18 protein-coding genes are annotated in these 19,961 nt (G+C 50.6%); 7 read left to right on the top strand and 11 right to left on the bottom strand.

All coding sequences use genetic code 11. The features are described 5' to 3' along the window. Positions 1-130 precede the first annotated feature (130 nt). A complete protein-coding gene (locus CRP01_RS03060) occupies positions 131-3,025 on the bottom strand; it encodes a VPS10 domain-containing protein (RefSeq protein WP_099148519.1) in 2,895 nt (964 codons plus the stop codon). 228 nt (positions 3,026-3,253) lie between these two features. Between CRP01_RS03060 and CRP01_RS03055 the strand changes: the two genes are divergently transcribed. Then, positions 3,254-3,757, top strand: a complete 504-nt coding sequence (locus tag CRP01_RS03055; RefSeq protein WP_099148518.1) for a hypothetical protein — start codon at positions 3,254-3,256, stop codon at positions 3,755-3,757. 207 nt (positions 3,758-3,964) lie between these two features. Here CRP01_RS03055 and porV read toward each other — a convergent pair whose 3' ends face one another. The 5 genes from porV to rpsT all read right to left on the bottom strand — a co-directional run bounded on the left by porV (position 3,965) and on the right by rpsT (position 8,437). Further along, entirely contained in the window at positions 3,965-5,179 is a 1,215-nt protein-coding gene (gene porV / locus CRP01_RS03050; RefSeq protein ID WP_099148517.1) for a type IX secretion system outer membrane channel protein PorV, read from the bottom strand. A 211-nt stretch (positions 5,180-5,390) separates the two neighbouring features. Further along, positions 5,391-6,476: a trypsin-like peptidase domain-containing protein gene (locus tag CRP01_RS03045; RefSeq protein WP_099148516.1), complete on the bottom strand. Its 1,086-nt coding sequence runs from the start codon at positions 6,474-6,476 to the stop codon at positions 5,391-5,393. Between the two features lie 474 nt (positions 6,477-6,950). After that, positions 6,951-7,397 carry a hypothetical protein gene (locus CRP01_RS03040; protein WP_099148515.1) on the bottom strand — a complete coding sequence of 149 codons (447 nt, stop codon included), beginning with the start codon at positions 7,395-7,397 and terminating at the stop codon, positions 6,951-6,953. A 16-nt stretch (positions 7,398-7,413) separates the two neighbouring features. Beyond that, positions 7,414-8,013, bottom strand: coding sequence for a TetR/AcrR family transcriptional regulator (locus tag CRP01_RS03035; RefSeq protein WP_233752613.1), 600 nt, complete (start codon positions 8,011-8,013; stop codon positions 7,414-7,416). 163 nt (positions 8,014-8,176) lie between these two features. Continuing rightward, entirely contained in the window at positions 8,177-8,437 is a 261-nt protein-coding gene (rpsT, locus tag CRP01_RS03030; protein WP_099148514.1) for a 30S ribosomal protein S20, read from the bottom strand. 119 nt (positions 8,438-8,556) lie between these two features. On the opposite strand from rpsT, the gene CRP01_RS03025 reads away from it, so the two are divergent. After that, positions 8,557-10,533: a caspase family protein gene (locus CRP01_RS03025; RefSeq protein ID WP_099148513.1), complete on the top strand. Its 1,977-nt coding sequence runs from the start codon at positions 8,557-8,559 to the stop codon at positions 10,531-10,533. A gap of 19 nt (positions 10,534-10,552) precedes the next feature. On the opposite strand, the gene CRP01_RS03020 is transcribed toward CRP01_RS03025, so the two are convergent. Continuing rightward, positions 10,553-10,798, bottom strand: coding sequence for a hypothetical protein (locus tag CRP01_RS03020; protein WP_099148512.1), 246 nt, complete (start codon positions 10,796-10,798; stop codon positions 10,553-10,555). A 104-nt stretch (positions 10,799-10,902) separates the two neighbouring features. After that, positions 10,903-13,230, bottom strand: a complete 2,328-nt coding sequence (locus tag CRP01_RS03015) for a CotH kinase family protein (RefSeq protein WP_143473242.1) — start codon at positions 13,228-13,230, stop codon at positions 10,903-10,905. Positions 13,231-13,429: 199 nt separating this feature from the next. On the opposite strand from CRP01_RS03015, the gene CRP01_RS03010 reads away from it, so the two are divergent. Continuing rightward, a complete protein-coding gene (locus CRP01_RS03010) occupies positions 13,430-13,975 on the top strand; it encodes a lysophospholipid acyltransferase family protein (RefSeq protein ID WP_099148510.1) in 546 nt (181 codons plus the stop codon). A gap of 658 nt (positions 13,976-14,633) precedes the next feature. Beyond that, positions 14,634-15,476 (top strand): choice-of-anchor V domain-containing protein, encoded by an 843-nt coding sequence (locus CRP01_RS03005; RefSeq protein WP_099148509.1) that lies wholly within the window; start codon positions 14,634-14,636, stop codon positions 15,474-15,476. A gap of 172 nt (positions 15,477-15,648) precedes the next feature. Here the strand turns inward: CRP01_RS03005 and CRP01_RS03000 are convergent, their stop codons facing one another. Both CRP01_RS03000 and CRP01_RS02995 read right to left on the bottom strand, forming a co-directional pair. After that, entirely contained in the window at positions 15,649-15,999 is a 351-nt protein-coding gene (locus CRP01_RS03000; protein ID WP_099148508.1) for a single-stranded DNA-binding protein, read from the bottom strand. 100 nt (positions 16,000-16,099) lie between these two features. Next, on the bottom strand, positions 16,100-16,432 hold the full coding sequence (locus CRP01_RS02995; protein ID WP_099148507.1) for a single-stranded DNA-binding protein: 333 nt from the start codon (positions 16,430-16,432) through the stop codon (positions 16,100-16,102). 364 nt (positions 16,433-16,796) lie between these two features. Here CRP01_RS02995 and CRP01_RS02990 point away from each other — a divergent pair, with 364 nt between their 5' ends. Beyond that, positions 16,797-17,312 (top strand): hypothetical protein, encoded by a 516-nt coding sequence (locus tag CRP01_RS02990; RefSeq protein WP_099148506.1) that lies wholly within the window; start codon positions 16,797-16,799, stop codon positions 17,310-17,312. On the opposite strand, the gene CRP01_RS02985 is transcribed toward CRP01_RS02990, so the two are convergent. Next, positions 17,309-17,716, bottom strand: coding sequence for an META domain-containing protein (locus CRP01_RS02985; RefSeq protein WP_099148505.1), 408 nt, complete (start codon positions 17,714-17,716; stop codon positions 17,309-17,311). The two genes, CRP01_RS02990 and CRP01_RS02985, sit on opposite strands and share 4 nt — an antisense overlap. 322 nt (positions 17,717-18,038) lie before the next feature. Between CRP01_RS02985 and CRP01_RS02980 the strand changes: the two genes are divergently transcribed. Both CRP01_RS02980 and CRP01_RS02975 read left to right on the top strand, forming a co-directional pair. Next, positions 18,039-18,689 (top strand): hypothetical protein, encoded by a 651-nt coding sequence (locus CRP01_RS02980; RefSeq protein WP_143473241.1) that lies wholly within the window; start codon positions 18,039-18,041, stop codon positions 18,687-18,689. A 104-nt stretch (positions 18,690-18,793) separates the two neighbouring features. Then, positions 18,794-19,861, top strand: coding sequence for a sensor histidine kinase (locus CRP01_RS02975; protein ID WP_099148503.1), 1,068 nt, complete (start codon positions 18,794-18,796; stop codon positions 19,859-19,861). The last annotated feature ends 100 nt before the right edge of the window (positions 19,862-19,961 follow it).

Raw genomic sequence — 19,961 nt, 5'->3', positions numbered from 1 at the left:
GTCGTAAGGCATTTGATCGTCAGTAGAAGGTCAAAAAAAGACCGGGAGACCGGGAGAAGAAGCAACCATTCAAAGTCACCCATTTTCCCAATCTCCCGGTCCCCGGTCTCCCTCTCTCCTAAGTCCCCACCTACCGGATCTCTAACTCCTTCTTAATCACGGTGTCACCCTTTTTGATCTCCAGGGTATATTTCCCGGATCGGATGTATAACTTATCATTATCCGCCTTTTTGACGGAAATGGGCTTCTCATTTTCTTTGACATCCTTATTGAGGAAGCTTTTATAGGCTTCGAGCTGATCCACGTCAACCGTCAGATCGTAGGTCAGGTAGTTCAGACCGGCATTGAGATCGGCTTCGAAGGTTTTCAATAGTAAAGGATCATCACCTTTAGTCTGGATCGTGAGCGTGGCCTTACCGTCCGTTTTGGCGTAAACCGGGATCTCCATCTGCGGTTCGGAGCTACCCCACCAGGCCGTGCGGCCCCAGCGGCTGCTGAAGCGGGGGGCATCAAAAGCAAAAACGTGCAGCTCACTGGCGATCAGCTCTTCGGTAAATTGCTGAAGCTGACTCACATCGGCCAGGTACAGAGAACGGCCATGAGTGCCGACGATCAACTCGCTCTCCCGCGGATGCACCACGAGATCGTGTACGGCGACTGCCGGCAGGTTATTGTCCATAAAAACGAAGGACTGCCCGCGATCCAGGCTGATGTACAGGCCATTATCCGTTCCGACGTACAGAATATTCTCGTTCTTGGGGTCTTCTTTGACCACATTGATCGGTTCCGGGGGCAGGTCTTTGCCGATGGATTGCCAGCTCTTACCGTAATCTTCCGAAACGTAGAGATAAGGTGTGAAGTCGTCCCAGCGGTAACCATTTAGCGCTAGGTATACCCGGCCCTCGGCGAAGGCAGAGGCCTGCACCCGGCTGACCCAAAGGTTTTCGGGCAGACCCGCCATGATCTTTTCCCAGTTGTACCCCCCGTCGCGGGACACGTGCACCAGGCCATCGTCGGAGCCCGTATAAAGCAGGCCGAAGCGAAGCGGGGATTCGTGGATCGTGGCCAGCGTGCCAAAGGCAACGTCACCCTTGATCCCACCCTGGGTGAGGTCATCGGAGATCTCCGTAAAATCATCACCCTGATTGAAGGAGCGATGCAGTTTGTTGGAGCCCATGTAGAGAATGTCCTGGTTGTGAACGGACAGGTGGATGGGCGTTTGCCAGTTCCAGCGCAGCGGCCGTTCACCGAGTTCGTGTTTCGGGGTAATGGACTGGCGGCGACCGCCGGACATATTGATCCGAAAATAATTACCAAACTGGAAGCCGGTATAGACGGTGCTGTTGTCGCGGGTATCCACGGCTACCTGCATACCGTCGCCGCCGAGGATCTCTTTGTAGGGATACTGACCGGAAGCCATCCAGCCGGGGCTCGACTGATAATTGCTCGGTCCTACCCAAACCCCGTTATCCTGCAGCCCGCCGTATACCTGATAGGGCTCAGCCATATCCACGGCAATGGCGTAGAACTGCCCAACGGAAGGGGTGTTGCAATTGTTCCAGGTGGTGCCGTCATCGTAGGAGATGTTGGCGCCGCCGTCATTCCCCAGAATGAGGTGATCCTGATCCTTCGGATTGATCCAGAGGGCGTGGTGATCCGCGTGTACGTTGGAGCCACCAATGGATTTGAAGGTTTTTCCGCCGTCATCGGAGCGGATGACGGGAACCCCCAGCACGTAGATCTTATTGACATCACTGGGATTGATCCGGATCTGACCAAAATAGTAGCCGTAGGAATTATAGACAAAATCGATATAATCCTCGTGGGTTTTCTCCCAGGACCTGCCCTCGTCGTCGGAGCGATAGATCTCCAGCCCGATCACCGGTGTATCGAACAGCAGGGAGTTGGCATCTTCGGTGTAGGCCACCAGTCCCTCGATGGTCAGTTCGTTGTCCCGGATCATTTTTTTGATGGTGCGGGCGTTAAACTTGCGGGGAAACTGATTGCCTCGCAGGAAATCGTCGAGCAGGTAATCTTTAATCTCGTTGAAATCCTCCCGGCTCATGTTGCGCAGATCGGCTTTGGAAAGGGTTTCCTCATCCGATTCCTCCTCGGGCCGCCGATTGTAATTGTCGAGTGCCGCGTAGAGTACCTTTTTTCCGTTTTCATCCAGCGCAATATCCAGTCCGATCCGACCGGTACCTTCGTCGGCCGGAAATCCACTTTTCTTACCCGTGATCGATTTCCAGTTCTTACCCCCGTCCGTACTTTTGTAAATAGCGGAACCGGATCCGGCTTCAACGAAATTCCAGGCCCGCCGCTCCCGCGTCCAGGTGGCCGTGTAGAGTGTATTGGCATCATCCGGATCGATGATGAGATCCACCGCGCCGGTATTTTCGTCTACATAGAGGGTCTTTTGCCAGTTTTTTCCACCATCGGAAGTTTTGTATACTCCCCGTTCGGGATTGGGGCTGTATAGATGACCCAGTACCGCTACCCAGGCTACCTCCGGGTTGTCCGGATGTAGAATAACCCGGCCGATGTGGTGGCTTTCGGGTAGTCCGATGTAATCCCAGTTGGTGCCGCCGTCGGTACTTTTGTACATACCGGTTCCGGCGTAGGACGAGCGGCTGGCGTTAACCTCGCCACTACCGAGCCAGATCGTATTGCGTTCCCAGTCGACGGCAATATCCCCGATCGTCATCACCGCTTCATTTTCGAACATCGGACTGAACGTCATACCGTTATTGGTGGTTTTCCAGAGGCCTCCGGAGGCATAGGCCACATAGAATTCGGTCGGATTATCGGGATTAACCTCGAGGTCGATCACCCGGCCGGATTGTACGGTTGGTCCGATGTTCTTAAATTCAATGGCGTCGATCAGGGATGAGCCCGCCAGTGCTTTCCTTTTATCGAAACCGTCCAGTCGGGCCTGGGCCGGAGTAGCGGCCGGAGGCGTCAATTGAGCGGTAAGCAGAATGGTGAAAATTGAAATAAAAATAGCTGTGAGTGTAAAGCGTAGCATACTAATTTTGGTTTTCGATCGCTCAATTTCAGAAAGAATTTCAAAAGATTGAACTATTTTGCGGGAAAATGTTCGCTTATCCGAGTTAGTCTGCCTAGATTGGATATCCTGATATCATGAGAAAATTACATCTACAGCCAACGAAAAGAAAGTAGGGGAAACGATTGAGGTAGAGGTAGGATCCTGCTTTTGTCGGATTGAGATGTTCTAACCAAGCAAAGCTGAATTATGCTCTCGCGGGTTTGTATCCTCTGTGTTATTTTGTTTTTTTGCGGCGATATCACCGCTCAGGTTACCAGCAATGACCTGGTGCGGGATACCATAATTTACCGTACGAACTTCCTCAACCGGACTTATCTGCTGGACGGCAAACCGCTCACCCTACCCGTCATGGCCTTTTTCATGAAAGACTATCCTCTTCCTAACAATGAGATAAAGCTGGCGCAACTGACGGATCAGTTGTGCATTGCGGGCTACAGCATCGGCAGCCTTTTTACCATCGGCGGACTACTGGTCTCCCGTCAGAATAAGGATCTGGGAGGGGATCTGCTCCAACTGGGCCTGGTCGGAGTGGGCTCGGGACTAATTTTTCAGATCATTTCCGGGAGTTTCAAGCTCAGTGCGGTCCGGCATTACAACGAAGAAGTCAAGAAATACTACCAACAGAAGACGTCGGCGATCCGGTTTCGGGCGAGTGCGGATGGTGCGGGGATTGTTTGGTTTATACGGTAGAGGGGGAGGAGGTGTGAGGTTTCAGGAGCGAGGTGTGAGGGGCGAGGTGTCAGGGGTGACTTGGCGAGTGGGTGATTTGGAGAGTGGGCGACTTGGAGAGGGAAGTTTTTTCTGTCAGTACGGGCAATAAAAAAAGCCCTGATCTACCACTAGCGGTGAGATCAGGGCTTTTTGGTTTACCGAATTTTTGATCCGGTAGCTCGCTTTTTACTGGTCGAATTCATTGAAGTCGAACAGCAGGGAGAAGCGGAGCGTATTATCCAATGGGTTACGCTGGTTGGTAGTAGGTACCAGGTAAGAGAAATTGAGGCCGAAAATGTTGTATTTCAGACCTACACCAACGGTCAGGAATTTACGACCGCCCTTGGTAGCGTGCTCGCTGAAGTAACCGGCCCGTACGGCAAATTGCTGGTCGTACCAGTATTCCATACCGAAACTGAACATCAGTTCGCGCATTTCTTCTTCAAAGCCGTTAGGCGCATCACCGAAAGACTGGAAAGCCGCTGCGATGGAAGATTGCTCTTTGTAGTCGGTCTTCTGGTTGTTATCCAGATCACATTCTGCAGCACCGCCCAGACAGGGAGAAGGTACCAGCAGTTTATTGATATCCGTTGCGAAGGTCAGGGTGTTGTATTCATCCAGATTGAGGGTCCAGGCTGCACCCAAGCCGAGGTTGGCGGGAAGGAAGTCCCGGTCCAGTGACTTGGTGTAGGTGATCTTGGAACCGATATTGGAAATGGCCAGACCTACCGTCAGGTCCGAATCCGTTGCGCCCAGGTCGATCTCGTTCTGATAGGTGAAAGAGATATCGGCAGCGCCGGCGAGGCCCGCTTCGATCACCTCACCTCCTTCCAGTTGCTGCCCGGCAGCCAGGTTGGAGTAGATGAATTTACCGGTGATACCGGCAGAGAAGTTTTCGGCCAGACGACGGGAATAACCCACCGCAACTTCAAATTCGTTGGGCCGGCCTTCGTTCAGGTTTTCACCGTTTACGTCGGTGTATTGGATGTTACCCAGGGAAAAATACCGCAAACCGGCGGTAATAGCCTGGTTTTCATCGAGTTTCTTGTATCCGGTTAGGTAGGCCAGATAAACGTCGTTTAAGCCGAGGGCCTGCAGCCAGGGCGAATAAGAGGCAGCAATCGCACCTTCTTCTTCGGAAAATACCAGTTTCGAAGCGTTGAAGTGGATGGCGTTGGCATCCGGAGAAATAGCAATACCTACATCTCCCATTGCGCCGGAACGCGCATCGGAAACAATGCGAAGAAACGGAACCGCCGTTACGATGGTATTGATGCAGTCTCCTCCGTTCAGGCTGACGTATTTACCATCCGGACCTTGGACACATTGTGCCATAGCAGTCTGACTCAAGCTCAGCGCGCAAAAGACTACCATAAAACCAAGAAGTAAGTTCTTCTTCATGAGATTCTTTTATTTATTCAAAAAAGGAATGCAAATCTAGACTTTCTCTGTTAAAGTCCTTAACAAATTCCTTGCCAATATGAATACGCAAAAAAGAGCGGGATATTGTTGGAACGGTATATTTTAGCACAGGAAACGGTGGTTTGATGATCTGGAGATTTAATCATCAGATCATCCCATCATCAAATCATCAGATGATCGGATCATCAACCTATTCTCCGTCGTACTTCCACTGAGCCCCGTACTCTTCGACCAGAATATTATCGTAATAATCCGCTTTTTCGAAAAGGTGGGTGAAAAGTTCGAGGCCGGTCTCTACGTTCAGGTAGCGATCGTAGATCAGCAGCGAAAGGATGACGTCCTGATCTTTGACGCTGAACGTAAGGCTTTCCACGTCGTAGTTCTGCCGCAGCAAATATTCGTAGAGCGGTCCGATCTCCTTCTTGGGGAGGGTGCAGAGGTAGGCATCTCCGGTGATCAGTCCGTTCTTTTCGTAGTAAGCGATCGAGATGCGGGCGCTGCCCTGGCGGATATCCCAGTTGTTGGGACCCCGGCGCGACAACTGAACGTCGTGACCGGCTTTTTCCAGCATGGTCTCAATGGTCTGGGCCACACCGATGGGTTCGTAATCCTCGATCTGACTCGGCAGTTTGACCTTCGAACCGCAGTAGGGGCAGTACTGGCCGTCGATATTGCTTTCGTCCACAATATTCAGACAGGAGGAACAGCGAACGCCAATCTTCCGACCGCTTTTATTGAATTCCTCGATAGCTTCCACGAGGTAGTTGATCGGCAGCGAGAAGCCGATATTATTACCGTCCTTAACGATAAAGGTATTCACTCCGATCACGTCACCCTGCCGGTCGAGTAGGGGACCACCGCTGTTGCCCGGATTGAGGGCCGCGTCGATCAGGTAGTAACTGATGTCGTTGATCTCGTGGGAGGCATTGGAAATGATGCCCTGCGTGGAGGTATACTTGAAACCGAAAGGGTGCCCCAGGGCGATCACCTGATCGCCTTCGGAAAGCAGTTTATCGGTGCCCAGGTGAATATCCGGGAGGTCAGTCTGCACCGGCGCTTCGAGGAAAGCCAGATCGTGCTTGGGATCGCTGTAGATCACTTTGACCAGTTGCTTTTCGATCAGATGACCATCAATGACCACCTGGCGGTTATCCTGTACAACGTGGTCGTTGGTAACGATCAGATCCGCATCGCGCAAATAAAAACCAGTCCCTGTACTGTAAGGGGTTGCAATCTGGATAATTACGCCGCGAAATTGATCAATAACAGCTTTCATGCTTAGACTTTTGTGCCCCTTTTGATTTGGCACGCTGGCAAAAATACACTTCCAGTATCAATAATGGAAGTTTGAAGGCGGAAATATAGTAGTGGTCTCTTATACCGGTTTTCCGGGCCCAGGGCCAGGTAGCCTTTTGTTCCCCACCCCGGTTTGGGAAAATATCTCCGCCGACTGGATCTTAGCTGGTCGGTTGGGGTTTTCGATTGCTGTTTCCCAAACAATAGATTATGGGGTATTTTCTCAAAAAACCGAAGCGGAGCGAAAATTTGCTAACTAAAACGAACAAACGTTCGTTTTTGGCGATAATAATTTGTAGATTTGCCCCCAGACCTGCATGATTGAAGAAAAAACTCAGTCTTAACCAAGCCAAATCAAGAACCAAAGCAGATCAAAAAGCTCTTCTTAGCCAGTCTGAGAAGGGCTTTTGTCATATAGGGCTGCTGGAAGTTCCCTGTGGGGAAAGCCAGGAATCTAGAATACGCCCCGGAATTTCCCATTCTCCACCAGATAGGTATTACCACCAATATCGGTAAAGATCCCCTCGAAGGTACCGACTGCCCGGGAGTCGGAAAGGGAGCTCACCTCGATCTCCACATCCGCCACGTAGATCTGAGTGGTCGCATCCAGGGTAAGCAGTAGCGTGATCGTATTATTGGGATTGACGGTCGGGAAACTACCGGTGCCGTCAATTGGCGTGATAGTCAGTTCGGCCTCGTCGCTGGCAATATTTCCCACCTGCAGCAGGTCGTTGTTGTAACTGCAATCGGCGAGCATTCTCCAGCGGTAGGGGACCCCATCCACGCTGGCGGATATCTGACAATCATCGGCGGGTAGCATGCCGTCATCGTCCTTTTTGCAGGAAGATTGCAAAACGCCGATGCCCAGGCACAGGCAAAAAAGTAAAACGGGAGTTTTCATCGGTTCGGATTTTGGCTCAGAGGATCTGGAAGGTCGTATCGGCATTCAGTCCGTTGAGCAGCAGGCCCGAGATCTCCTCTTCCAGCTGCTCCATGCTGATACTTTTTCCCGGCTGGTACCAGTCGTAGATCCAGCGAATAGCGGAAAATATGGTGTACAGCGCGATATTGGCGTGGAATACCTTGAAAGAGCCATCCTTCATCCCGGCTTCGATAATGGACCGGAATCTCGATTCGTAGGATTTCCGCTGGGCAATAAATTCGCTGAGATGCGGTTCGGTAAGGTGACGCCATTCGTCATTGAAAGCCGTGATCGAAGTAATATCTTCGGTAGCAACCTGAATGTGGAGATGGATCAGTGCCCGTACTTTGGCTTCCGCGCTGTCTTCCCGGATCTCGATCTGATCCAGTTCCCGGTGGAAGCGATGTGCGTTGTTGAAACAGATCTCGCGCAGGAGACCTTCTTTCCCGCTGATATGGTTGTAGAGGCTGGAGGCTTTGAGGTCAACAGCCTGCGCGAGATCGCGCATCGATGTGGCCGTATATCCCTTCTCCCGAAATAGCCGGGCTGCTGCTTCCAGTATCTTTTGCTTTTTGTTCTTCTTGTTCTTGGCCACTATACTGTGAATACAGGTTGGTGTAAAGGCCCCAAGTTAATCATACTTTGGGGTACAGGCAAATAGTGAAGAGACAATCCAACGACAAAAGGGTATACCCATGAGCTACGGATATACCCTTTTTTGCCGTACGATTGTACCGAAATTGGCAAAAATATATAGACTAAGCGTTTTCCAGCTTATTTACGTGTATGGCCAGACTGCTTTTCAGGTTGGCAGCTTTGTTGTCGTGCCAGATATTGCGCTTAGCCAATCCATCGATCATGCTAGCTACTTTAGGCAAAAACTTGGCTGCTTCACCAGCATCTTCCATTTCCCGCAATTTCTTGATCGCAGTACGAGTTGATTTCTTGTAATAGCGGTTGTGCAGACGCTTTTTCTCGTCCTGACGAATTCTCTTTTTTGCTGATTTATGATGTGCCATAAAAAACTAATAATTTACGTTCTTCCAGGTCCTTATTTAAAATAGGACCGCAAAAGTAATGGAAATAACTCGAATAGAAAAGCTTTTGCTATATTTATTGCAGAGAAAAAGTAAAGAAAATGCCTGAAACACCTCAGCTATACGGCCTGCTGGTCGCTATAGACGATTATTCGCTCCCGGTACCTCCGCTCGGAGGCTGTGTTAACGATATTCGCAAAGTAAAGAACTATCTTGAAACTAAACACCAGGATCTGCAACCCCAGCTCCTGGTGCTCGAAAACGAAGCGGCCACCAAAGCCGCTATCGTAGACGGTTTCCGCAAACACCTGGCCCAGGCCGGGCCCGAAGATACCGCCCTTTTTTATTTCTCCGGTCACGGTACCCAGGAGGATGCGGACCCCGGTCTGTGGCCCTACGAACCGGACGGGAAACTGGAATGTCTGGTCAATTACGATGCGATCGTAAAGGAGGGCGAATCGACGACCTATAATCTTCTGGCGGACAAAGAACTCCGGTTCTTACTGCACGAACTGGCCGATACGCAGGCCCACATCATCGTCATTTTCGATTGCTGTCATTCCGGCAGCGGAACCCGGGATTTGGACCATTCGGAAGAAGGTGAAAAGATCCAGCCCCGCAGTTACGAGACTTCCAGACTGACCAAAGCCTGTCCGCAGCGCCCCTGGGAACAGTTCCTGTTTGCCGACCAGATCGACGCCACGGAACTGGCCAAAAAACCACTGCCGCGGGTGCTGCCCGCGGGGCAACACGTCATGATGGGGGCCTGCCGGAGCGACCAGCTGGCCTACGAGGTCAATGGTGGCGGGGTATTTACCAGTACCCTACTGTCGCTGCTGGAAGGGGAGGAGGCCACGATCAGTTATTTCGATTTGCGTAATCGGATCCGGTACATGGTGAAAAATGAATACCAGCAGACCCCGCAGGTCTACGTACAGGGACCCGATAGCCAACAGTTATTCAGCGGCTTTTTGGGGCGGGAGGTGAGTCGCCGGCTCAATGAAGGTAATGTAGTATACAATAAGACCGAAGGCTGGGTCCTGGATCTCGGAGCGATGCACGGTATTGCTCCGGATCTGAAATCGATCCATGTAGATGATGCGGAGGGAGAACCTTTTACCGCGCAGGTCAGTTCGGTAAAGATGTCCCATACCCGCCTCAGTATTTCCGATCCGGAAGTCATGACCCGCCTGAATCCCACGAAAGGTTATCGGACAGCTGTGCCCGGAGCTCTGGCTCAGCCCATCCGGGTTTTGCTGGCCGTCGAGGGGGAGGGACGATCCCACATTGAGCAGGAAATGGCCGGTTTCAAGGATCGCCTGTTGCTGGTAGATACCGAGCAAAACGCCGATTATGTGATCCGGGAACAAAACGACGGCTTTATGATCACCCTGCCCTTTGATCCGGTCCGGGCGGTAGTGCATCCAACCGACAACCTGTCCGCCAAAGCGGCGAAGAATACGATCATTTACCTGCGCAACATGGCCAAATGGCATTTCGTGCGGGAGCTGCACAATCCCAACGTTTTCCTGTTTGAGAAATCACCGGCCGAGCTCGAGATCTATCGGGTGAAAAATGATCTGTCGCAGGAACTCCTGCCTCTAGAGGGGGAAGAAGTCGTTTTGAACTTCCGGAAGGTACCCAGCGGCGACTGGGGGAACATGATCCGGATCAAACTAACCAACCGCTATTCCAGCCGACTCTACTGCTCGCTGATCTACCTTTCGGAAACTTTTCAAATCTATTCCGGCCTCCTGGGCGAACCGGTAGTATTTCTCGAACCCGGGCAGTCGGTCTGGGCCTACAGTGGTAATGAACTCCCGCTGGATTATGCCCGCCACATTCAGGTACAGAACTGGCCGAACAGTTTTTTCTGGCTAAAACTAATGGTGAGTACCCGGGAATTTGATCCGGCTACCTTTGATCAGTCGGCACTGCCGATGGTGACGGATGCGGTCAACCGGGGGATCGCCCTGTCTCTACCCGGTAAGATCGCCGGTTCGGACTGGACTACAGAACTGATCCGTTTCAGAATGCCGAATCCGGAATACCGGGAAGAAAGCGAACCGGAGCAATAGCATAGTTAGCATTTGTAGACTAGGAATTGTACCGTATAAAAGAAAACAGGCTGTAGATCAGAGCGCAAACCATGAAAATGGTCATGATAACCCTGAAGGCACGCATGAAGGTGATCTCACGGGCCAGTTTTGAAGAGTAGTTTTTTTCCAGAGCCTCTTCCTTAGCATCGATCTCCGCCCGGAGATACCGCATCCGGTAGAGCAGGACGGAGATCAGCAATACCGGAAACAGATCCATTAGCGGGTTGATGAGGTGATAGGGCATGGATGATCCTTGAGATTGAGCCTAGGTAGAAATAGTCCATGATCTTCGGTGCAAAGAGCTACTGGCAAGTTTTGGGATAAGGTCATAGGGCAATTGATCAGGCCTTAAATAACCCCCCGATTTCGCAACACCAGCAGGAAAATACACAACACAACTACCGTAGCCGCCAGGCCCATTTGTAGCCACAGCGCCTGGGTATGGCGGATCGTGCTTTCCAGATAATAAGGGTTGGGCAGGTTGGGTGAACCGGTGCCGGGGCGGAGTGCCCAGTTTTCCGGATCAGCATTATCGAGTTCCGGGAGCAGCAGACTCAGAGAGAAAACCGAATCCTGCGGCGGTACTTCGTAGCTGATGCTGTCTACCACAGCGCCGAGGCGCGAGAACAGGGCCAGCGTTTCCTTGCGTTTATTGATCCCGAAATCGGGGCCGACGATGACGTTATAGGAATTCGGGAACTGGGTGAAGAACTTAGCAGAATCCCGGCAGATCACCAGATAATCATTCGGGTCGATCACCGCGCGGGGAAAGGTCCATTCGTTTTTCAGGTCCGTCAGTACCCAGTCGGTGAGGGTAACCCGCTTGTTGGTGCTATTGTACAATTCGATCCAGTCGCCCGCCTTCTTATTGATGGGAGCTATTTCGTTGATCATCACTTTTCCGAGCAGCGGATGCGCAAAAGGCTCAAAAACGGCCTTAAAAACGTACTGTTTTTTCCGAAGCTGGATCTCAAAGGAACGCTGATTATCCTCCAGCGTAATCCCCTCCCAGTGGGAAAAGCGATAGCCGTAATCGGGAATTGCCCGGATGTGGACCGGATAATTTTCAAAGTAGATCCCATCGAAAGCCTTATCCTGCCGGACGCGGACATGCCCATTGATCACGACACTTCCGCCCGGCGTCGTTTCGGCGTGCAGATTGCGCTGCCCACCGGTATTGAATTTGTCCATCAGGTGCATCCGCACGTAATTGGGTCTTTCCGCAGCAAAAGCCCGCATACGATTGATCTGATTTTGCCATTTGCGGTCGCTCAGGCGCCAGCGATCCAGATGACGATCCATTTCCGGCGTGTAGATCTCCAGCAGGGAATCGATGCGGTGCATCACCCGTTCGGATGCAAAGGAGACATTCAGATGGTCGGCAAAGCGGTTAACAAACTCGCGTCGGAAGCCGTCATTCTCCAGAAGCTTGCGCAACAATACCGTACTCCAGGGAGGATTGGGCCAGGCGGGTCCGTCCGCTTCGGTATGGAAGGCCAAACTATTATTCTTGTAGGCATCGTGCTGATGCAGGCCAAAACCCCAGTCGGTATCAAAAAGGATCCAGCGCCAGCGACCTTCTTCCGTCTGGGGGCGCCAAAACTTGATATTACCTCCGGCATCCTGATTGTCGAAATAGATCTGCGCGATCTGGTGGTTCATATAGTTGTCGATCTCCATTTTGCCGGATACGTAGGCATACTGGTCCGGCTGCCGGAGGTCGCTCTGTTCGATATATTCGATAAACCGAAGGTATTCCCGCTTGCTGCCGCGTTTGAGCGTTTGGCGGTGTTCGATCAGGTCGAGGCTATCCTTGTCCACTTCATTGTGAGATTCAATGAAATAGCGGTTCACCTTTTCCCGGATATTGAAGATCCCCCAGTATTTACCGTTGATGTAGACGTGGGAAGCGCGGAAGGCCTGCTTGTCGATATCCCAGTCTTCCACCAGACCGGTCATCAGACCGTCGCGAAAGTGGGTTTTGCCAAAATCACTTCCGGAATTACGCAGCACGAGGTATTTAAATTCTTTGGGACCGTCCTCTCCGAAGATCGGATAGTCAAATCTTTTTTGGCCGTAGCGGTTTCGCGCCACCAGGGCCAGACTTTTCTGTGGGAACAGACGGCTCATTCCGCCAAACAAACGGAAACCACTCATGTTATTATACACGCAGCGACCATCGCTTTCGTAGATCTCGACCTGCAGGGGAAACTCCCGGCGGGTCCAGAAATTAGCGCCGGGCTTCTGCCAGAGGGAATCCACGGCCCGGCTACCCTGCATAAAGATCCCTTTGTAGGGGTCGAACAACAGGTAGGGCGTGATACCGAGGGAAACAATGGGGAAGTCCGTGTCCGGTTCGTCGATGAAATAAGTATTACCCAGCAGGTCGCTGGTGTTATCGGCACTGATGGCGATTGCGCGAATGACGGTCGTTTGCTTCAGGGTGATCGGGCCCCGGTAGGCCTTGCTGCGGCGGGTAGGTTTACTGCCGTCGGTGGTGTAAAAAATGTCTCCCTGCGGAGCGATCAGTTCCACTTCGACCTGCTGGTGGTAGAATCCACCCACCGGTACGAACTGTAGCTCGAGCGGCAGGTCTAGCGAATCTGTAGTCGGGTTTTGGGCCCAGGTAAACAGGCTAGCCAACATACATAATATGGCCAGTGTGTTCCTTTTCAAAGTAGTATCAGTGCAATTTTTCAAGTGTCAAGTTAATCATTTTCTATAACTTACTCATCGGCGGGGGAACAGTGTGTAGCTTTTGTTACAAAAGGAAAACGCAAATTCCCTGTTTTTTGTCTACTTTGAACTCGATTTTTGCTTAAGGGTTACTTATTTAGAAAACTTTTTTGAGACTTTTTCTTTTTAATATCAACTTATGATCCAGGCGGTTAGCAAATTTATCCTGAATACACTAGGCTGGCGATTGGACCTGCATCCAAAGCCCTGGCCGGATAAATACATCATCATCGTGATCCCTCATACTTCCAACTGGGACTTTCCGCTGGGCCTGCTGGTGCGCGAAGCCATGGATGAGGATATTCGGTACGTCGGCAAGGATTCCCTCTTCAAATCTCCTTTTGGTTTCCTCTTTCGCTGGTTGGGGGGCATTCCTGTGGATCGCAGCCGGCGCAATAAGTTCGTGGATGCCGTAGTAGATAAGTTTGAGGAATCCGAGCATATGAAGATCTGCATCGCTCCGGAAGGAACCCGTAAACGGGTGGAAAAACTGAAAACCGGGTTTTACTATATCGCCAAGGGAGCGGAAGTGCCCATTATTTTCTGCAAATTCGACTACGGCAAAAAGGTGATCGGTACCTCCGAGCCTTATTATACAACCGAAAGTATGGAAGCTGACTTTGCCGCCATATACGAATATTTCAAAGGCGTAGAAGGCAAAGTACCGGGGTACAGTTTCAATTAAGTCTCAAGTCCGAATCATTATTTTTCCGAGAAACTGCCTATTTACAGGAACCCTTTTCCCAATCGACTTTCCCTCCGCTCGGACCGCCATTTTTCCGGTTCACCTTGGTTTTTTTCCCATTCGGTTGAGCCGAATACCGGCCCCATCTCTAAATGCCTATCTTTAAGGATCGAGGTCTGACCGGAAGGCTATTGCTACAAAAATGCCGGATATTTGGGAACCCTGTTAAATCCTTTTTGCCGTTGATCAACGTAAATATACTGACCGAAGCGGTTGGAGAATATCCCATACCATTTTGCGTCGGGTATACGGCAGGGTGGTTTAGTTTCAATAAATTGTCATGCAATTATTCAATCGCAATAGCAGTCTGAATTACAACATCAAGGTAAGCCTTATACGCTAACAATTACCTTTTCGCCTGATCTTAAGGTATTGGATTGGTTACCGCTATTGAAATTGTAATTTTTGCATGCAACAATTTGAAAACTGAACGGTCCTCCGGCGGAAAGCGTAGGAACTTCTGTGCTTCCATACGCTGATTTCTGAGAGACTGTTTTATGAAATTTAAGGCTGTAGTGGTTGCCCTTTTCGACGGTACAGCTGATATTTTACGATCACGCTTCTATCTATTTCTCCAAATCAGAAAACCCATTCTTCTATGAAAATTAGAATGCTTTACACTGTATTTTCCCTGATCGCACTGGCTATTATTGGATGGAATGCCTCCGACGGCCCGGCAAAAGCTCAGAAGGCAGACCGGACCATGTCGCCGCTGAGTAACAATTCCTCCTGTAGTACCTGTCACACTTCCGGAAGTTATTCCCCGGCGCTGAATGTTCAGCTGCTCGACGGAGAAGCTGCCGTCACGACCTACGAACCGGGCAAAACCTATACCCTGCGCGTGGCGATCACCGGCGCTGATGACGCAGCGGGCTATGGTTTCCAGAGTGTATTACTCTACGGTGATGACAATCTGAATGCCGGCACCTTTGGCGCTGCGCCCAGCGGTATGCAGGTTACTCCGCTCAACGACCGCATGTACGCCGAGCACAGTGCCCGGAGCAACAGCAATGTATTTACGATCGACTGGACCGCTCCGGCCGGTGGGCTGGGAGATGTCCGGATCTACGCCGGGGGCAATGCGGTAAACGGTAACGGTTCGGTTAGCGGTGATGTCGGGACTTTCCTCTCGGATCCGTTGGTGATCACCGAAGCCGGTACCAGCAATGTCCGCGATCAGGAGCTTACTTTTGATGCCATCCGGATCAGTCCGAATCCCACTCGTTCGGGAGCCCTGCTCAGCCTGGATAATAGTCGGCCCGGCCGCTATTTGCTTACCGTCTACAATGCCGTGGGCCAACTGATCGAACAACAGTCATTGGATCTGGTCATGGGTGAGCAATCCCACTGGATCGATCTGGACGCACAACCCCGGGGCTTATATTTTTTACGCTTAACTAACGGGCAACAACAACTCACAAGAAAGATATTGAAGCAATAAGAGCCCGTAAAAACGAGAAACCGGTTCCCTCCAATCGGTTTTAAAGCAGCAAGCTCGTTTGGAAATTACCAGACGAGCTTTGCTGTTTAAAATGTGCCGACCAAGGCAGGTGGGTCCTGACGTATCATATTACACTCAGGAAAGCCACTTTGGATCGGCTATAAAGCGAAACTCAATTCTGTACCTTTTCGCCGGTAGACATGAGGGCAAAGTCCTCGATCACGACTTCCGGGATGTAACGGTTATTGCCTTCTTTATCCTGGTAGCTGCGGTAGGTGAGCTTACCCGTTACGGCTACTTCCTTTCCTTTTTTGAGCAAAGTGCCGAGCAATTCGGCGGTTTTGCCCCAGGCTACGATATTGTGCCACTGGGTGCTGGTGACCTTATCGCCATTACTGTTGCGGTAGATCTCATTGGTGGCCAGTGAGAATTTGGCCAGCGTTCTTCCGTTTTCAAATTGTTTTACTTCGGGATCTTTTCCTAGGTTCCCGATCAGGGTTACACTGTTGCGAACTTTGTTCATGATGTGTTGAATTTAATGGTTTAAAAAAAGAGCGCGTTTACGGAGACCGGTAGCCGCCGGGCCGGTGCCCTGAAATTCGGGCACCGCCGGGCGTTTACCGTCAACCGTTCATCAACATGAATTCGTTTACTACTACTTCCGAAAAGCGTTGTACCTGCCCGTTCGGGGCATCCAGGTATCGGTGGGTCAGTTTGCCTTCGATCGCCACCTTACGACCTTTTTTGAAAAGCACGTGCATGATCTCGGCGATCTTACCCCAGCCAACGAGGTAGTGCCATTCCGTATCTACTTTCTTTTCTCCCTGAGCATTTTTGTACACTTCCTTGGTCGCTATCGTTACGCGGGCGATAGCGTTGCCGTTGTCCAGTTGTTTAAACTCTACATCCTTGCCTAGATTTCCGATGAGTTGCACGCGATTTTGCAAATGATTCATGACCTTCGATTTTTAATTGTTAGAGAATAAAGCGCTGCGGTTTTGGAGGCAAATCTGAGTCGGTGCAGATCCCGCATTCGGAGCCTATCCGAATTTTGGATACCCGCTTATGCTGTATAAAAGCAGGTGTATTGCTGCGGGCTGAATGACTCTTAAGTTGCTCTCGATCAACCGTCTGGTACAAAGGTATGGGTGGAGCAAGGGGAGACTCGTGTTCTAAACGTTTAATTGCGTTTGTAAACGAATACAAACGTTTTTAAACGTTTACATACGATTATTTCAAATTTTGAGTACTGATATTCAGTGTTTTAGATCTGAGTGCGCCAAAAAATAAATTTCTTGCATCTTTCTAAAAAAGTTAACGATGCTCATAAAATACTTAGCTCTTTTCTTACTGATGACCGCCTTTGTGCAGGCGCAATCCGAATGGCCAGCCTATATTCCTGACCGGGATTTTGAGTGGAGGGAAGGTAACTGCAAAATTCAATTACCCGATAAGCGTATTTATCAAAAGGTAGAGATCGATCCCCGCTTCGGCGAGCTGGATCGCAATACATTTAAGGCGCGACTTTCGGTCCTGTCCGATCGTTTGGCACTGGAAGGAGGGGAGGAAGGCGTGATCAAATTGAAGCTGTTTTTTCCCCTGGAAGGGGCATTTTGTATTACTGGGATCGGACTGCAACAAATCCAAATAAACGAAGATCAGCGGCTCACCTTATTGGGAGAGCTGGCGGCAATGGGACCTTTCACTCCCGGCCAACAGCAGCGGGATGATTTTAGTTGTACCGCTCTGCTCTACCTTTATATTAAGCGTAGTAAAATTGTCGATTACCGGGCTAAAAATTTTAAATTTTCCGACGAGCCGGTGGAGGGGCGTTAGCGCTCAGCCGCGCTAAAGAGCAGTGCTCCATCCGGTGTGGAGAGGGTCAGTTGGTCTTCTTCCAGCGCAATCGTTTCTACCTTTTCCAAACTTTGAAAATACCTCGTTTCTACCTCACTGTGCTCCATACACATCATCTCCGTAGCGGCAACACCCAGAAAGGTTATCCTATTGCCCTTCATCGTATATTCGGAAAAGTAGCGGTTACACACCCCTTTCCCGGCAATCCGGTTGATCTCAAATTGCAGATTGATATCGACGCCGGCGGGCAGGCCTCCCGGCATCCGCTGCAGCGTCCAGGAAGTCCCCGAAAGATCGGAAGGATTGATGGTGGCCTGATCTCCACAGCCCATGCTCAGTTGCAACAGGAAAAGACCGCAGAATAATTTGAAAAGATTGGACATCGTATCAGGATTTAAAAGGTTACTCCGGTGATCGGTTGGCCTTATATGGCATTCATCGAACTATATGACCACTCACCGGATCCGGCGTGGAAGTACATTGATCGGACAGTAACTTTATGCAGAAATCACCCGATTGTATAATATGAACATGTTTAAGTTTTAGTAATTGGGCTGTGAATGCCCATTTTTCACTGACACTTCGTTAGAAAAAGCGGCTTGATAGCTAAGGCTATCATCCACTTTCTCCGCCTAGTTTCAGCCAAAAATGAACGATTCTCGCCTCAAAGACCAAAACATAAACATATTCTTAAAACCTCTTATCGTGATGCGGTATTGTCTCATCAGTTTACTCTTTTTATTCATTTTCAGCGACCGGTTACCGGCCGAAACCACCGATCCCCTTGCCATCGTCATTGGCGATCTGGCGGGAAACGCCGAACAGACTATTTATTTCCCCGGCGGTACTACGTTCCAGGTAACGAACGGCAGTCGACAAACACTGGAACCCCAGATCTCCACTCCCGGAGCTTTCGTTTACGAAGGAGATCTGATCCTGCAGGTCTTTCCCTCTTACCGCCCGGAGCAGGCCCAGGTTTTTGATTTGGAGCAGAAACGATTGCGTATATTTACTAGCGACGAGGCCGCGCGGGCCGCCGGGTTTGCCTACGAAGCCAAACGCCGCAATAACGCGAGCGGAATTACGGATGCCTACGGTCGCTACATCGGAGAGGTGAAGGCTAAGACCGAACTCACCCCGTCCGCCAAAGTACCCGGTACCTATCATCTGCGACTGACCTTCTCCAACGGTCTCGTTTTTACCTACGAGGATGGAACGGTCGGCGCTCAACTGGAGGGCGAGGCCTTGCCGGTAAAATCCAAATACATTATCCGGACTAAACTGGGTACGGCCAAGGTCAGTTTCGATCCGGAAGACGGAGAAGTCTGGTACGTTTTTGATCCGGCAGACCGTTAATGCGGGCGGTGGCGATTGCCGGGAAACTGTTTTTAGGCTAAATTCCCGGCAACCGCTTTCCCTGTCTTCCGGGCGCTTCCACTACTATTGCTAATTTTTGAGAAATGAAAAACTTCCTGCAAAAACGGATCTTCAACATCAGCATACTGGAATACCTTCTGGTCGGGCTGCTTTACTTTTTCTTTGCCGTTTGTTACCACATTACCCTTTGGCTCAACCGGTCGAACGAAGGCCTGATCTGGGAATACCTGTTCAGTCCGGAAGAATTCTTTGCACAGGCCGGACTGGGGTACCTGATCGAACTTCTGCTGACCATTCCTATCTGGTGGCTGATGTTTCGCAAACTGCGATCCTGGCCGCTGCTCTACCGGCTGCCGGTGCACCTGGTGCTGTTGCCGGTCTTTGCGTTTTCCTTCCAGCAGATCTACTACTTTACGGCAGAATCCTTGGGTTATAATCATTTGCAGGGTACGGGTAGTGTGTGGGATATTTTTATCCCGGCCATGTTCTACCTGTTGCAGTTCGGCATCTTTCACGCCTACGAGTACTACCTGGATAACCAGCGCAACCTGAAGTTGAAAGCCGCCCTGAGCGAGGCCGCTCTGAAAAGTGAACTGTCGGCGCTGAAAGCACAACTCAATCCGCATTTTCTCTACAATGTCTTTAATACGATCAGCGCTTCGGTCCCGCCCCAGCAGGAACGCACCCGGGAAATGATCGCTCAGCTTTCCGATCTGTTCCGATATCAGTTGAAAGCTTCGAGATCCGATCTGGTACCGCTGCGGGAAGAGTTGGAATTCGTGCAAAGTTATCTGGAACTGGAAAAGGCGCGTTTTGGCGACCGGCTTCGGGTGCGCATCGACGTTCCCGAAAAGCTCTACGAAGTGATGGTGCCGCCGATGATCCTGCAGCCTCTGGTGGAGAACTCGATTAAACACGGTATTGCTTCCCTGATCGAAGGGGGAGAGATCTCGATCCGTATTCGGAAAAACGGAAATGGTGTTGCCTTTGAAGTATCGGATACCGGGGTAGGAGTGGAGGATACCAGTCAGTTGTTCGATGTGGGACTGGGACTCACCAATACCAAACTGCGCCTGGAGAAACAATACGGCAGCGAATTGAAGATCTCCGATAATTCACCGCGTGGGCTAAAGATCGCTTTTGCTATTTAAAACTGATAAGTAGATCCTGGCCGGCGAACAATCGGCAATAGCTGTCGATTGTAACAATTAGATTTATTATCTATTCCCATATCCCTCAAAATACCAGGAA

It is taken from the genome of Flavilitoribacter nigricans DSM 23189 = NBRC 102662 (assembly GCF_002646595.1).
In the GTDB taxonomy this organism is placed as follows: Bacteria; Bacteroidota; Bacteroidia; order Chitinophagales; family Saprospiraceae; genus Flavilitoribacter; species Flavilitoribacter nigricans.
The sequence above is the reverse complement of the archived record's forward strand: the minus strand, read 5'-3'. Positions and strand labels throughout refer to the sequence as shown.